This is a genomic window from Alcanivorax sp. (assembly GCF_017794965.1).
GTDB lineage: Bacteria > Pseudomonadota > Gammaproteobacteria > Pseudomonadales > Alcanivoracaceae > Alcanivorax.
The window spans coordinates 3,785,438-3,800,032 of the sequence record NZ_CP051240.1 but is presented as its reverse complement, the minus strand read 5'-3'; the positions used below and the strand labels follow the sequence as shown (position 1 = coordinate 3,800,032).

Annotated in this window: 9 protein-coding genes; all 9 read right to left on the bottom strand. The window is 57.9% G+C overall.

The annotated features are described in order from the left end of the window. Positions 1-41 precede the first annotated feature (41 nt). The 9 genes from HF945_RS16615 to HF945_RS16575 all read right to left on the bottom strand — a co-directional run bounded on the left by HF945_RS16615 (position 42) and on the right by HF945_RS16575 (position 14,563). Positions 42-4,298, bottom strand: a complete 4,257-nt coding sequence (locus HF945_RS16615; protein ID WP_290523673.1) for a hypothetical protein — start codon at positions 4,296-4,298, stop codon at positions 42-44. Between the two features lie 27 nt (positions 4,299-4,325). Further along, positions 4,326-7,229, bottom strand: a complete 2,904-nt coding sequence (locus tag HF945_RS16610; protein ID WP_290523672.1) for a DEAD/DEAH box helicase — start codon at positions 7,227-7,229, stop codon at positions 4,326-4,328. A 48-nt stretch (positions 7,230-7,277) separates the two neighbouring features. Further along, complete coding sequence (locus HF945_RS16605) at positions 7,278-10,112, bottom strand: helicase-related protein (RefSeq protein WP_290523671.1); 2,835 nt, start codon at positions 10,110-10,112, stop codon at positions 7,278-7,280. After that, positions 10,106-11,494 carry a hypothetical protein gene (locus HF945_RS16600; protein WP_290523670.1) on the bottom strand — a complete coding sequence of 463 codons (1,389 nt, stop codon included), beginning with the start codon at positions 11,492-11,494 and terminating at the stop codon, positions 10,106-10,108. Before HF945_RS16600 ends, HF945_RS16605 begins: the two co-directional genes overlap by 7 nt. Continuing rightward, positions 11,494-12,150: a HEPN domain-containing protein gene (locus HF945_RS16595; protein WP_290523669.1), complete on the bottom strand. Its 657-nt coding sequence runs from the start codon at positions 12,148-12,150 to the stop codon at positions 11,494-11,496. The genes HF945_RS16600 and HF945_RS16595 overlap by 1 nt, the downstream gene beginning before the upstream one ends. Positions 12,151-12,325: 175 nt before the next feature. After that, positions 12,326-13,330: a hypothetical protein gene (locus HF945_RS16590; protein WP_290523668.1), complete on the bottom strand. Its 1,005-nt coding sequence runs from the start codon at positions 13,328-13,330 to the stop codon at positions 12,326-12,328. Between the two features lie 15 nt (positions 13,331-13,345). Beyond that, positions 13,346-13,696, bottom strand: a complete 351-nt coding sequence (locus tag HF945_RS16585; protein WP_290523667.1) for a helix-turn-helix transcriptional regulator — start codon at positions 13,694-13,696, stop codon at positions 13,346-13,348. Positions 13,697-13,783: 87 nt separating this feature from the next. Beyond that, positions 13,784-14,227, bottom strand: a complete 444-nt coding sequence (locus HF945_RS16580; protein ID WP_290523666.1) for a hypothetical protein — start codon at positions 14,225-14,227, stop codon at positions 13,784-13,786. 12 nt (positions 14,228-14,239) lie between these two features. Next, positions 14,240-14,563 (bottom strand): hypothetical protein, encoded by a 324-nt coding sequence (locus HF945_RS16575; RefSeq protein ID WP_290523665.1) that lies wholly within the window; start codon positions 14,561-14,563, stop codon positions 14,240-14,242. Positions 14,564-14,595 lie beyond the last annotated feature (32 nt).

Sequence of the window (14,595 nt, the reverse complement as noted above, 5' to 3'; positions counted from 1 at the left end):
ATAATAATCCGTCACCAATCTTTCACGGTGCTCGCCCTCTTCTACCCAGGGCACGCGGGGGTGCGGTCGCGGTAGGTGGCGGGGTCGCAGGCGGGTACGTAGTTAGTGCGTGGCAGGTAGTCGTCCGGCAGGGTTTGCAGGTCGAGGACGTCATAGTCACTATTTTTGGTGCACTCTGCTCGCGGGGTTTTGTAGAACGGGCTACCCACGAAGAAATGGGGACCGGACAGCACCCATTGCTCTGATTCCGCCGGGAAGCAAGTTTCCCGTTTGATAGTGCCGTCTTTCTGGGCATTGGTTTCGTGCCACATCTCTAGCGAGAGGTACTGCCCTTTTAGATCCCCCAAACGACGAGGTTGAGCGGCGAACTTTTCCAGTACGTTGGTGAGCTGTCGTGCATGCAGCGCAGGCAACCGTGCCTCCACGGCATCCGTACCCACTTCATCGTACAGCTGCGCAAACAGAGCCAGTTCATGCTGACTGATTTCGATAATACGGTCGCGGTGGCCGTTAGTGTTCCAGATACTCTTGATCGAACCACTGGTGGATTCTACTTCCTCCTTGATCCCTGGAACCTTCCCCCTCCCGTCATGTGAGAAGCAGACATCAACAGTCTGGGGAATGAACAGGTTGGCGATATGACTGAAGGAAGCCTCACTACGTTTAGGGCCATACACATTGATGCTGTATATGGTTGCGTGGTGAACCTCGGCAAACAGCCCCCCTTCATTATGGAACTGAAAGTGCTGACGCAGCCGCGGGTAGACTTCTCTGCGCAGCCCCCCACCTTTGGGGTCGTCATAAATTCCTTCGGGATGCACAAAGCCGCTCACCCCTTCTTCATTCACATTGAACCAAGCCCGTGGCAAGAAGCACTTATACAAATTGGTCTGCACCCCCTTGAGCTGCGGGTAGTTTTGCATGCCATTCAAAAATGCTTGCGAGCCTTCCGCCTCCGCGAGCTCTGCAAACCAGGCTTGCTCCAACTCCGGGCTACGCTCAAAGGCAGCTTCCCGTTCTTCGGTCAGCTGCTTGGCGCTGAGGTTGTGTAGCACAAACGCCGGGTTGTAATCCCCCAGTACGCCGCCTTCCTGCCACTCCACCTTGCGCCATGGCGGGTTTCCCAGGGTGATGTCGAAGCCTCCGCGGGTGGCAAACAAATCCGAGAACGCCAGTTCCCAGTGGAAGAAACGGTAGTGTTCGCCCAAGTCGTTGGCCATTTTCAGGGTGGCGAAGACGGGGTTCCTGAACAGCTTTTCCAGGTTGAGCTCGCCCCGGGGGGTGCTGACGGCCTGGGCGGCGCGGGTTTCTTCGCGCAGGGTTTGTTGGGGGGCTTCCGATGCGAAAAGGTCTTCTACCGGTTTTTCAAACAACCCCTCTCCCTCACCCTTTACTCGCTCATCCTTCGCTCGCCCTTCGGGCCAGCCTTCGGCTGTTCTGCGCTGCGCTTGTCCCCTTGTGGAGAGGGAAGCCTGATCGACTCCCTCTGGCAGCAGGCTTTCCTGTTCGGCGGCGAACTGGAAGGTGCCGGCGCTGTTGAGGATGGTGTTGAGGTCGAACAGCCATTTTTGCCGGTCAGGCAGTGCATCCACCTTGTCCAGTGGCCAGAACCAGAGGGCGCACCAGTAATCCATGGCCAGCTTGAGGCGACGGTAGGGGGACGCGATGCGGGCATGGGTGTTGAAGATACCGGTGGTGCGGATGTCGTCTTTTTCGCGGGTGCTGGTGTGGTGTGCCTGCACCTGCTCCTGGCCCCAGAGGGGGTAGCTGTCTTCGGTGCGTTTTCTGTCCTGGGTGAGCATCTGGGTGTGCTCGCGCCAGAGGCGGTCTACGGCGGTGCTGAGGTTCTGGAGAATGCGGATTTCGCTGTCGTCCAGGGGGGCACAGAAGTCCTTTTTCCAGGCTTTGATTTTTTTGAAAGCATCCGGGCGCAGTTGTTTGGCGACCTTGTCGTTGTAGCCGACCATGCCGGGGTCGGGGAGGAGGAAGTGGTAGATTTCGTTTTCTTTTCTTGGGCCGGTGTCTTGTTTATTCGGCTCGCCTTCGGCATTGCCGGGGTTCGCTTGCAAGCAAGCTCCTACAGGGGTGTTTGTTCCTACAGCGGCATCTGAATTAAGGGATTCCGGGGGGAGGCGTCTTGGGGCGTTGTTGTACCAGAGGCCTTCTTTGGGTTGTTTCTTGAGGGCAATGGTGGGGTAGACCTCGCGGCGGGCGCCGATGAGGCTGTTGCCGGTGAACAGCTGATAGCCGAACCAGGGTACGGTGTGGCCGCCGCTGAGGGCATTGAGCCAGAGGGAGACTTCGGCCAGTTCCACGGCGATGGGGTTGAGATCGACACCGTAGACGTTGTGGTCGGCGATGTGCATTTTCACCCGCTGGAGTTCCTGCTGGTAATCCTCGTGGGGGATGCGCTGGCCGAGCTCCTGCTGTTTGCGGGTGAGGTAGGCTTCGCTGAGCTGGTTGACGGCTTCGTTCAAGAAGGCCGCGCTGCCCATGGCCGGCTCGCAGACGGTGAGGTTGAGGATGTCGTCGGCGGTGACGTCGTCGGTGAGGCGCTCCTTGAGGGTATATTTCACCAGGCTTTTGGTGAGCACTTCCGGGGTGTAGTAACTGGCGGACTTTTCCCGGTCGCGCCCGGCCATGCGGTAGATGAACTTGCCTTTGGGGTGCAGGCGCAGGCTTTTGCGGCCTTCGCTGTCCCTGTCGTAGACCCGTTCCTGGTCGTCGAATTCGTCCAGTTGCTCGCGGGTAACGAAGTAGCCGGTGTCCAGCTCGTCGGGGTTGATGTTGTTGCCCTTGGGAGCGACTTCGTAGAGGTCTTCGATGGCGAAGAAGCCCCGGTAGCTGAGCAGGGCCTCGTACACGGCGCCGAGCTGGTTAATGCCAAGCTGGGTGTAGCTGACGCGGCCACGTCTTTTCTTTCCCTTCTGCGGGCGGGTGAGCGACATGGAGCGCACCACTTTTTGCAAGGTGTCGTTGCTGAACACCACCTTGTTGAGCAGGGGCGTTTTGGCCGGGTCGAACAGGTGGCTGTCGAGGCCCTGCAGGGTGAAGGCGTTGCCGGTGCTTTCGTGGTACTGGTCGGCCTGACGGCTAATCTGGTGGCCGTTGTAGATGAGGCCGAACATGCGCTGCAGGCTGTCGTGGAAGTAGCGTCCGTATCGGCTATCTTCTGTAGTCAGTTGCACGCTTTCCAGATCGCGCAGGCTGTCGAGGCTGTAGCCCTGACGCCAGGTGTCGTCGTCGGGCAGGTAGCCCAGCTCCGGGCGGGCTTCGATGTAGAACAGGAACAGGATGCGGTACATGTAGCGCAGGCATTCCCGGGACAGCTGGCCGGCATCGAGGGCGTTGCTGCCGGTGTAGATGCCTTCCTTGCGGTCGCGGGCCTGTTCGATGAGCTGGCTGGCGGCTTCGTTGCCGAGCAGTTCGATGGCCTGGCGCAGGGCGTACTTCAGGTCTTCGGAAACGGCAAAGGCATTCTTGTGGCTACGTTCATCAAGGTAATCCAAACGACTCTGGCCTTCGCGGGGGGCCAGGCTGTCGCGGTGCAGCAGCACGGCGGTGGCCTTGATGGTCTTGTCGTCGCGGCGGCCGAGGATCTCTTCCCAGTCGAAGCGCAGCATGCGGTTCTGGGACCATTTGTAGCGGTCGATGAGGATGCCCTGACGGTCGCTGATGAGCAGTACCCAGCGGGGCGGGTTTTCGTGGTGCGGATTCTGGCGGAAGACGGCCTCGTTGAGGATGCTGTACCAGTCGCTGCCCTTGAGTTTGTCGTGATGGGGGCCGGCGCCGACGAACTGGCTTTTGTGCAGGGTAAGGGAGAGCGGGTCTTCGCCTTCGTTGTGTTGATCCAGGGCACCGAGCACCCAGAGCTGATCGCCCAGGGCGGCCAGCACGGGGAGTTCCGTGTTGGCGGCAATGGTGCGGTTTTCCGGCTGGTAGGGGATGCCGAGTACGGTGAGCAAGGATTCAAAGAATTCCCGCTGCAGGGCGATGCGCTGTTCGACGGTGCGCTCACTCTTGAGTTTGTGGCGCAGGGCAAAGTAATCCTGGTTCAGGTTACGCAGGGACCGGTGGGGGCTGCTGAAGGCAAAGCCGCCAGCGGCCTCGTTGATGGTTTTGCCTGCGGCTTCGGCTTTTTCCCGCTGGGCCTGGCGGGCTGCGTCTTCTTCGCTGTCCCAGGCCTTGATGGTATCGGCAAAGTCACCCTGGAACACTTCGGCCAGGTAGTGGGCACTGAAGAATTCGTTGTCGTTGGTGAGGCCGATAAAGGTGGCGGCGCTGTCTTGTACTGCCATGGGGCGTTGTCCTGTTTAACCTGTTCGTTAGCCGTGGGCGCGGGTGAAGGCGGCAATGATCTGGATGTAGGGCACCGGCTCGATGGTGAGGGTGTCGCTGACCCAGGTCTGGTAATCATTGAAGATGCGATCAATGCGGCTGGTACGCTCTTCCCTTCTGGCGGCCTTGAAGTGCTCTGCCTGCTGGGAGCCCTGCAGTTGTAGCTCCAGCTGGGTGAGCTGGCGATCCTTGAGGGCGGCCAGTTCAGCCAGTTTTTCATCCAGTTGTGGCTGAGTGTGGTCGGTAAAGACCTGCTGGCGTTGCTGCATTTCGCTGCGGGCGGCCTGAATGACCGGCTGACGCAGGGCTTGCAGTGCATCGAGGTTTACCGGCTGGGCGCGGTTGGGCAGTTTGCTGTCCAGTTGCAGGGCCTGCAGCCAGTCACGGGCGGGCAGCACTTCGGTGACTGCGCCCCCCTGGCAGCGAATGGCGAACCATTCCCAGATGACCGGGTGGGCCTTGCGGTTGGGGATCAGGCCACTGACCAGGAAGACGCTTTCCTCCGGCTGGAGCTGCTGTTTGACGGCTTCGGTATCGGGCAGGGCCAGCACCGGGGCGCTGTGGCGCGCCACCTGGGCGAGCAGTTTGTCCTGCAGCCACTGGATGGCCGGGTGCTGGGGCCACAGGTAGTGGAGCTTGGGCCAGGCATTTTCGTCCTGGCGGCTGCGGCGGATTTCCTGCTCGAAACGGGGCTTGTCGGCGGTGAGTACCAGGGTGCCGTTGTCCGGGCTGATTTCCGGGGGCAGGAAGCGGAAGCGGTAGTCGAGATCATCCGGGGGCGTGAGGGTGAGCGTCTGGCGTTCGTTATTGACGCTGACGCTGACCTGGTTGCGCTCGCGGTTGATGGCTTCCAGGGCCTGACGGGCGAATTCGTAATCGTTGGGGAAGAGGCTGAAGTCTTCGACGGTGTGCTGCTCTGCCTGCTCCGGGGTTTTCGGCTGGCTGGCTTCCGGGTTGAGGAACAGGGACAGCAGATCATCCCCTTCGTTGCTGTCTTCCGGCTGGTAGTGCTGATCGAAGTCGTCCGCGTTCATGCCTTCGGCCATGGCCTCTTCGGTGAGCCTTTCTTCCTGCTCACTGTCGTGGACCTTCATGAAGGTAGCCGGGTCGCCGATGTTCTTGTAGGCCTGTTCGTCCTTTTCCTTGAGGATTTCCAGAATACGCAGATCCCCTTTGACGGTGGGGTTGTCGCTCTGGTTGATCAGGTAGGTGATGATCGGGATCTGTTCCTGACCATAGCGGTCTACCCGGCCGTTACGCTGCTGGAACACCATGAGGGACCAGGGCAGGTCGAAGTGGACCAGGCGGTGGGACAGGTAGTGCAGGTTGATACCTTCGGAGGCCACATCGGAACAGAGCAGCACGCGCAGTTTCGATTCGGGTTTGCCGAATTCTTCCACGATGCTCTGCTGCTCCACGTCGCTCATGCCGCCGTGGAGGATCTGCACCGAATCCGCCTTGAGTTTCATGTCACCGGCCAGCTGGTCGTTTAGCCATTTGAGGGTTTCGATGCGCTCACTGAAGATGACCAGGCGATCTTCGCTGTCGGTTTTCTTCCAGCCGTAGTCTTTGCTCTTCAGCAGCTTGACCAGGGACTGGTATTTGCTGAAGGCTGCCGGGGTGACATTGCGCAGGGCCAGCAGCAGGGATTTCAGACTTTGGATTTCGTGCTGTTCGTCTTCGCTGACCAGGGCTTTTTTCTGCAGTTTGGCGATGCGCTGCTGCACGGAAATGTCCGCCGCTGCCGGGGAGCTGAAGATGGCTTTCTGCAGGCCGATGCGGACCAGCTGGCCGTTCTTGGTCTGGCTGTGTTCGCCCCGGTAGGTAAAGGGCACATCCAGCAGGGCCTGGTAGGCGGCTTCCTCTTCCGGGGAGGCGTTCATGTGGATGTCCTTGACCACACGCTCCTTGAATTCCTGCTGCACCTGATCGCGGATGTCTTTCTTGAAGCGGCGAATCACCAGCCCCTTGTCGCTGAAGTCTTCGCGGGCGTAGTCGTCCGGATCGCTGATGGCGGTGGGATCGAGCATGTTCATCAGGCTGGCGAAGGATTTTGCCTTGCCGTCATGGGGGGTGGCCGAGAGCATGATGAGGGTATCCGAGCGGCCCGCCAGCAACTGCGCCAACCTGGCGCGCTGGGAGCTGCTGCCCCGCTCTGCCACGTTGTGGCATTCGTCGATGACGATGATGTCCCAGTAGGCCTGCTCCAGGTGGCGGCGGTATTCGTTGTCCTGCTTGAGGGTGTCGATGGAGATGATCGACTTGTCGTAATAATAGAAGGGGTTGTGGTTACCCGGGATGTTGTTGCGCACCCGCTGCAGGCCCTGGGAGTCGAGGCGGGTGAGCGGGATGGTAAAGCGGTTCCACATTTCCTTCTGGAACTGGGTCATCATGCTTTTGAGGGTGAGCACGAGGATGCGCTTGCCCCGGCCACGGCGCATGAGTTCGGTCATCAGGATGCCGGCTTCCAGGGTTTTCCCCAGACCCACGGCATCGGCAATGAGGATACGCTGACGGGGCTGGTTCAGTGCCTGGAGGGCGGGATCAAGCTGATAGGGCACCGGGTCCATGGCGGCCTTGTGGCCCAAATGGATGCGCTGATCCGCCGGGGTGATCTGACGCAGCTGGGCCTCGATGAACAGGCGGCTTTTTTCAAAGCCGGGGCTCATGTCCTGCTCGAAACGGGTTTCCGCCGGGTCCAGCACCTGAATCGCCTCGGCTTCTTCCTCCAGCCGGCTGAGAAAACGCGCACTCTTGCCGTTAACCAGCTCGGACAGGCCATCCACGGTGAGGATATAGCCGCCATCGTCGCTGGGATCCGCGCGGCGAACGATCCACTCGCAATCGCGAATGACGACGCGAGCGCCGGGGGCGTAGAGGGTACTGCTCATGGGTTGTTGTCCTGTGCTATCGCATGCAAATTCTGCTTTTTCATCTTCTTACTCCGCCCCTTGCGGTTTACCCTTCCAACCCGCCGTGATCCACTGCAGCTGGTCTGGCAGCAGGGTCTGAGAGCATTGCTCAGCAAGGTATTTTTCGACGCAGGCGTTGGCCAGCTTGAGGGCAGCCTTTCGCTGTTCCTTGTCCGTCTCCACCTGCTGTGACGGTGAGCACGGCTGCATCAGCCACTGGCTGATCCAGGGCGGATTGAGGGTAGCTGCGCCGTTATCCAGTGCCACCATGGCCAGCTCCTGACGGGCGCGCCGACCACGATCATTCTGCCAGCGGGCCACGGCAACAATGATGGATTCTGACTGGTAACCCGCGCCCATTACTGAAGTGCCGCCAAAATCATACTTGCGCGCCTGCTTGATGAGGTTTTTGAAAAGCCAGTTATCCATGTTCATGGGTAACAGATCTGGCTTTTTGGCAGCCAGCGTTCGATCAAAGGTCAGCCCGAAGCGGCTGCGTGAAACGCCCATGGATTGCATGGCCGCTTCGCCGAGCCTGATCTGCCAAATGAGTCCGTTGTGGGTTTTTTCCAGAATCTCGAATCCGGCAATACTTGCCATGCCCTCTATGAAGGCCTGCAGGTGATCCAGGGTGATGACCAACTCTCCCGAGACCTCTTTGCTGTCCAGATTCACCGCATACCTGAATAAATCATGCTGTTCTGCAGCGGCATTTTTTGCGCGATCCAGCGCTTCGTTAATGCGCTCACTGGTTCGCTCCATCTTGTCACTGGCGGCTTGTGCCAATACTTCTTCAATGTCGACCAGATCTGCCAGCTCACCCAGGACGTCTTCTTTGATAGCATCGTTAAATTCATGCTTCTGGACACTTGCCATGTCCTGGGCCACGGCTTCCAGGCGGTCATAGAGAATACTGAGCACCTGCTCGTCGGCACTGTCGGACTGATGGACATTGAAGACCACGACCCGCTTCTTTTGGCCATAGCGATAAAGCCGCCCTACACGCTGAACCAGCCGCATGGGGTTCCAGGGCAGATCGTAGTTCACCATGATGTGGCAACGATGCTGAAGGTTGATGCCTTCGCCGCCCGCCTCGGTGGACACGAGGAACTGGGCACCGTCCTCTTCTTCAAAGGTGGCAATAGCTTCCCGCCGCTCTTGCATGTCCATGCCACCATGGATAAGAACACAGCTACCGGGACCAAAGCGATCATCCAGTGCCGCTTTGACCCATTGTTGGGTACTTCGATACTCGGTGAAAACGAGGATTTTTTCCCGGTGGTTTTCCTTGATAACGGTTTCCACCAGGCCATTCATAAAGGCGTGGCGCTTGGCGTCATTTTCCTCCAGGTCTGCAGCCTTTTCGATCAACTCTGCAAGGATTTTTTCCTCACCAGGAAAGAAGGGTGATGCCTCCGTCTTCCGGGTCGCTGCTTCTTCCTGCTCCCCCTGATAACGCTCGTCATCATAGGGACGATCCATACTCGCCTCTTCACCCTTCAGGCGTTCAAGCCGTCTCACCAGTGCGGCATGAATAGCTGCCACGCTGGATGCAGCCAGCTTGCGATAGACCGTCATCACAAAGCCGATGGCTCGGCCTGTGTTTTTTCCACTCTTCTCCTGCGCTGCATACCCTTTGCGAAGATAAGCCCGAAGTTCTTTATCAAACTCCACGGCATCTTCCGAAAGCGGAACATCAATCTGGCGTACGGTTTTTCCATGAAACAGGAAATTGCCGTCCATATCAGTTACATCCGCCTTGTAATTGCGGATGATCATGTCGCCGATAATTTCGGGGTTAATCTTCAGGGTGCGGATTTCGCTTTTTCTTTCCGGGGCCAGAAGTTCCAGCAAGGCTCCGAAGCTGTCCTGCTTTCCCTGATGAGGGGTCGCCGTTAGCAGCAAAACATTTTGTGTTTTGGAGTTATGCCGCAGTTTCTGGAGCATGCCGTAACGCTGACTTGCATCGAGCTTGTTACCATACTCCCTCCGGCTGAGCCTGTGCGCCTCATCAACGATGACCAAATCCCATGTGTCAGCTTGAAGCAGCTTGTTTAGATGCTCATCTTGCTTGAGACGATCCATGGACCCGATAACGTGATCTTCCTTTTTCCAGTCCCGGGGGTCGTGAATCTGGAATTCATCGCCATAGATCCTGAATCCCTCAAACCCAAATTTCCCATAAAGTTCTTCTTTCCACTGTCTGGTAAGTCCAGCCGGGGTAATAATTAGTACTCGCCTTGCATGCCCCTTTGCCATAGCAGCATGAAGCAGAAGTCCTACCTCAATGGTTTTGCCTAGCCCCACATCATCTGCGATCAACCAATTGTAGTGACCAGAAGCCATGATGCTCTGAACAAGATGAATCTGGTGCGGCAGCGGATCTACATCGAACGTCGCCAATGCTCCGGTATTTTCGTTCCATAGCTGAATGGCCCAGGAAAGCAGGCGGAGACGCTGGCGCTCTTCATCACCGGTTACGTTAAACTTCCCCAAGGTAAAACCATGCAAGGGCCCACGAACTTGCCGTAGCCGCTGCCAAGGCAGCCAGACTCGAAGGTTGTTTTCCTGGAATTCGACCAGCAGCTGGGTATGTCCGGCAACTTCCCGGGTCGTACAAACAACACCTGTGCCCAGTGAATCCTGGGTCGCCCTCACAGGCCGGTGCTCGACCTCTGCCCCACGCATGAAACCCGAGACAAGATCGCTCTCAGGATGCATGACATCCACCTTTCGTTGCACCCAGAACACCTTGACCCTTGCCGGCACTTCTGCAGACACTTTCTTGACGACACCAATGTCCCTGACATCCTGACTATCCTTATGGCGAACAATTGCCCCTTCCACTATCGGGATTACCATTGGCTGTCCTCTGACTCTCGATAGATGTTGAAATTAAAAGGCTCTGGCCTGTGCCATTGTTCCCATCCATCGTCGTCCTGCTCAAAAAATTCGTATTCGATATAGGCCGGCGGCGGCTGCCCACAGCACAGCGCCATGTTTTCCATATGGTCAAGAATATGCTGCAGGTAATACGAAAAGATCGGGAATGCAGCGATCTTTTCAGCAGATGCATTCCAGTCCTGGAAGCAGTCTTCGACAAACAGCAGCACCTCGGCCGCATCGTCTGCTTTTAGCGCTCTGGTGAGATCCAGCGCCAGACGCCACGATATATTGGGCCAGCCATCTACGGCCTCTTCTTTCCGGTATGTCCGGTTATACCCGCCTGTACCCCAGATCTTTCTCAGCTCATGCAGTACATGCAGCTCTTCGGGGGTTGCCTGCTTTTTAACCAGTAGTTCCCGAAGCGCAGACTGGGTCTTGCCGTGGCTGCGATGATGCGCGAGCACATCCACCAGGATTCCCATGTCTTTCTTCAGCCATTCACCCTCGACGGCAAGCCCTGCTGCGATGCCTTCCGCTTTTTCCCTGTGTGTCAGGCGCTCGGGGAGCTCTTCCGGCTCATCATCCTGGCCCAGATCTTCCGGGTCCAATTCGATATAGAAGCTTTCGAGGTCGTCCTCGTCTGCTTCATCCGCCTCTTCAAACAGATCAACGATGCCCTGGCCAAACTCCTCATCGTCGTCCGTTGTGATTACCTCTTCATCTTCCAGGTCATCCACAACGGCAATGTCAGCGGGCTCTTCAGCTTCAAAATCAGGGATGTCAGCCAGCTCATCGGCCGCATCCAGCACCTCATCATCTTCAATATTCCCGATGAGATCCTCAGCAGGTTGACCACTTTCTACCGCCTTGAACGGTTCGCTTTCCTCTGCATCCCCCTCAGGCTCTGCCAATGTCGCTTCTGGCAACTCACTGTCTATGAAGGGTGAGATGTCTTCCAGAATGTCAGCAACTTCTGGCTCCTCTGTAGATTCACTGCTGAATACTTGCGAACCCTGTCCTTGCTGCCGGGAGTCGTCATCATTGGCGGCCTGTGGCTGAACGACCGGGACGCCATACTCGTAATCCAGTTCCAGAGCGGGCTCTTCTTCAGAGGAGCTCACCAGGTAAGCCGCATCCTCCTCATCAAAATCAGCAGCAACCTCGTGGTGTTGCAAGGAGTAACGCAGCCAATAAGCGGCTTTTTCAGGCTGTTTAAGACCCCGGTAAAGACGGCCAAGGGCTGCTGCAACCCTCATGTCCCGTGGCTGGGCAGCCATATGGGCTTCCAGCAACTCTGCAGCCTGTTCAAGACTGCCACCCCTGAACAGGGTTTGGGCACGCAACAGCACCTCCATCATTAACTCCGAACCACCGGGTAGCTCGCTTCCCCCCACAGGGTGTTCGGGCTATCCATCATGATCTCGATTACTGCCGGCACCAGTTCAGCCATGAGATTTACGCAGTCGCGGATCTGGTCGCGGTTGACGCTGCTGTTCCAGGTGGCGCCGCCGTGGACCAGCTGGTTACGCAGGGTGTAGATGCGGGTCAGGACGATGGCCAGTACTCGTGTGGTATCTTGCCTGGCGAGGGCGTGGTTGGCTGCCTTTTTGGCGGCGTCAAAGCTTTGCTGCCACTGGGCTTCTGTCTTGTTGCCTTTCTGGTAATCCCAGAACGAAGGAAAGACATAGGGGTTATCCAGCAACACGCGGATGGCGCCGGAATAGGCTGTCCAGACCAACTGACTCAGGCGCTTGCTGGTGTCCAGGTCATTGAGCTTGCCGAGGAAGGCGTTAAATGCGCCCTGTTCACTAAGACCTTCGCGGTCGTCGATTTCTGTGGCGTAGGCGGCGTTGAAAGCGATCCACAGGAAGATGAAGCGGCTGTCCGGGTCGTCTTCCTGTTCGGCGCGATTCAGCCAGCTGAGGGCGCGGTGGACGCGCAGGCCCAGGTTGTCTGGGTAGCTGTCCCGTTCCTGGCGCTGACGGTTCTTGAGCGTGTTGTAGTCGATCCCCATGATTCTTCCTTTCCCCTGAATGACATCAAAATGATGGCATTTGAGCCTTCCTGGCCCACAGTGAAGCGCGTTCATTATTTTTGTGGACAGTATCACATTTGGGCGTGAGGTCTAGTGCCCCTTGGTACTTTTTCATGAGCGGGTCCGTCAGGTTAGAGGCTCGCCCGCAGGCGGGTTACCAGTCTCCTTCGCTGACCGACGGCTTGGCTGGTCCCTGGTTGATGACCTTGCCGATCTGTACCGGGTCGTTGTCTGGCAGCGGGGTTTCGCCCTGTTTAATGCCTTTGGCGGCGACGCTGTCCAGTCCGGCCAGAACTTCAGAGCCGCCCAGTGCCTGTTCGCCTTCTGCGTAATGCTCGAACCAAGGCAGGCCTGCGGCGCTGTAATCGCTGGCGGTAGGCGGCTTGCATGGCGGCTGATTGCCGGTGACCTGCTGCCATTGCTTGCTGTTGAGCAAGTGCACAAAGCAGCGGCTTGACTGTGATAGATCCCAAGCATCGAGGCCGTGCTTGTCCTTATGGATCGTCTGCTTCATCAGCCCGCCAGGCGCCATTCCCATGCTTGGTGCCATGGCCATATCCGCACACATGAACGAATCCGCGCTCATTGACCGGCAGGCGCTGATTTCACGCGCCTTGATGGCCTCATAACACTCCCGCTTCATGGGGTAGGCGATGATCTGCAGACCACCAAACTCAGCCGCGCCGGTTAACTGCTCTTCGGCGGTGTAGCCACTGCCAAGGGGCATGGCCACGAACTGACGGATCAGGCCTTTCTGGATACAGAAGCCATCGAGCCAGGGCTGATCCGGGGTGACGATGTAGTCTTGCGGGGTGTCGGATACGGCATCTTTCCAGGATTCACCGGTGACGGCGTTGATCTTGCCCGCCGCGATTTTCAGGAGGAAGGGATAGTCGCCTGCACCCGTAAAGCTGATCCACAGCGCTTCTGCCTGGTACATGGGCAGCATCACCCCGCCACGCTTCTGGTATTCGGCGGGCAGCGTCTTGGCATGATCTTCCACATGCTCCATCGGAAAACGCCCCAGGCCGGGCGGCAAGGCGTATTCGCGATTGTCATCCGGGATGCGCAGGGTGCGCTGGAAGTTCACCCGGCATGCCGCCTGGGGGTGCACTTCCGGAAACCGGAAAACCAGTTCGTTAGCGTTCAGTTCAATCATGTCGGTTCATCCCTTTTACCAGTCCCCATCCGTCACTTCCCGGACCATGCGCAGGATGGCATGGTCGGGCGCGTCCTTGAGTTGCCGTATGAGCTCGGCAAACAACTGCGGGCGCCGCACGATAATCTCTCTCAGCTCAGAGGAGAGTTTGCCGGCCAGTGCCAGCAGCACATCCGGGTCTTCGCCGAGATCCGCCGCCAGGTTCACGATCATTTGCTCCGACGGCGGCGGAAAGACATCGCGTTCGATTTTCGACAAGTACGCGGGCTCGACGCCCACCCTGCCTGCCACCCGGCGCAGCGAGTAGCCTTTGTCTGTTTGCTGGCGGGCAAGCCGCGCTTGTCGTATGTAATCACCAAAGCTCATTCGTGTAGTGTTTAGTACACACTACATTCTGTCAATCCTTTTTTGCCTGATCCCGGCGGTTCGCACCTCGAGAGGGGCTCCTACCTGTCAGGGCCCTGTCTCGAACTGGCGGGCGTCCTTTTCCAGGGGCGCCTGGTGGTAGCCGAATGTCATAACCTGTTCGAGGTACACATCCATGAAAGAGCCAATGGAGCCGAGCACTTCGTATTGGTGTACGTGGCGGAATTCGTGACTGTAGAGCCGGGCGGACTGGCAGCCTTTGACGATGTAGATAGAGTGGCCAAAAGTGATGCCCGTGACCTGGCCGCTGAGCATGCCGACGCTCTTTGCCAGGCTGTAGACCACCGGATCTTCCTGGAAGGGAATCTCGTCTACCAGCATGATGCGAATGCGTTCGGGCTCTGCCACGCCCACGCTTCTGGCCATTTCCATACCTTCTTCGTTGAGCTCGGCGCCCTGCTCCTGGATCAGGTCGTGGTGTTTTTTGGCCCACAGGACGACCAGGGGGAGATAAGAGTTCAGATCTTTCATTGTCGCCTCCAGCTAGCCGCAGTGAGAATTGATTAACGCCTGCGCCTCTCGCACCAACTCCGGCTCCGCATGGCCAAACACCAGCTGGCAGGCAGTGAACGGATCAGAAGTGGTTTTGCCGGTGCGATAGAGATCCAACAGAACGCCGGGGCTGACCATCTCCAGCGGTATCACTTCGGCGATGCACTCGGCCATTTCGGTCCAGCATTCCTGGCAATACACCAAAACACGGCCACTCCCCTGCCCTGCTTCATGGGGGATTGTGACCAGACTGAGCCCCTTGCCTGAGCCCTGTTCTTTACCGCCTGTCTTCCCGCAACGAGAACAACTCACCATAACTTGTGACTTCCTTTGTTCCTGATTGTGCA

Coding starts and splice junctions, on each gene's coding strand:
- HF945_RS16615 (WP_290523673.1), bottom strand. CDS start 4,298: ATGGCAGTACAAGACAGCGCCGCCACCTTTATCGGCCTCACCAACGAC.
- HF945_RS16610 (WP_290523672.1), bottom strand. CDS start 7,229: ATGAGCAGTACCCTCTACGCCCCCGGCGCTCGCGTCGTCATTCGCGAT.
- HF945_RS16605 (WP_290523671.1), bottom strand. CDS start 10,112: ATGGTAATCCCGATAGTGGAAGGGGCAATTGTTCGCCATAAGGATAGT.
- HF945_RS16600 (WP_290523670.1), bottom strand. CDS start 11,494: ATGATGGAGGTGCTGTTGCGTGCCCAAACCCTGTTCAGGGGTGGCAGT.
- HF945_RS16595 (WP_290523669.1), bottom strand. CDS start 12,150: ATGGGGATCGACTACAACACGCTCAAGAACCGTCAGCGCCAGGAACGG.
- HF945_RS16590 (WP_290523668.1), bottom strand. CDS start 13,330: ATGATTGAACTGAACGCTAACGAACTGGTTTTCCGGTTTCCGGAAGTG.
- HF945_RS16585 (WP_290523667.1), bottom strand. CDS start 13,696: ATGAGCTTTGGTGATTACATACGACAAGCGCGGCTTGCCCGCCAGCAA.
- HF945_RS16580 (WP_290523666.1), bottom strand. CDS start 14,227: ATGAAAGATCTGAACTCTTATCTCCCCCTGGTCGTCCTGTGGGCCAAA.
- HF945_RS16575 (WP_290523665.1), bottom strand. CDS start 14,563: ATGGTGAGTTGTTCTCGTTGCGGGAAGACAGGCGGTAAAGAACAGGGC.